Annotated in this window: 1 protein-coding gene; it reads left to right on the forward strand. The window is 40.4% G+C overall.

The window, feature by feature from the left end:
• On the forward strand, nt 1-581 hold a 581-nt coding region (locus ACFING_RS10105; protein ID WP_375630848.1), incomplete at both ends, for an ABC transporter substrate-binding protein.

Below are 581 nucleotides of genomic sequence, written 5' to 3' on the forward strand. Positions count from 1 at the left end.
ATGATCCTGCTAAAATGGTTCCCGCTTTAGCAACACATTGGGATGTTTCAGGTGATGATCACAGTACGGTGATTACTTTTCATTTACGTGATGGTTTGAAGTTTAATGATGGTCGATCAGCCAATGCCAATGATCTTCTTTGGAGTATGAAGCGGATTGTCAAATTGAAGATGGGTAATGCGGCAATTTTTAATGAATATGGAATTACAGAGCAAAATGTTGATGATGCTTTGCAAGCCCCAGATAAGAAAACAGTGGTGATGAAATTTGATAAGCCTTATCCAGCAGAGCTCATTCTTAATAATATTGTTGCAAGTCCGGCAACAGCTTTGCTTGATCGTCAGACAATTATGAAGCATGAAAAAGATGGCGATTTTGGAAATCAGTATTTGAAAAGTCATGCTGCTTGTGTTGGTCCTTATCAGTTAAAAAGTTGGCGCTCTGGAGAAGCTCTTTTGTTGCGTGCAAGCTCTCACTATTGGGGACAAGCGCCTAAACTGAAGCAGATTTTAATTCGCCATGTTGCAGAGCCCGGAACACAACGTTTGTTGTTGCAAAAGCACGATATTGATGTTGCTCGT

Origin of the sequence: Bartonella sp. AP150HLJHH (assembly GCF_042196385.1) — a bacterium.
GTDB lineage: Bacteria > Pseudomonadota > Alphaproteobacteria > Rhizobiales > Rhizobiaceae > Bartonella.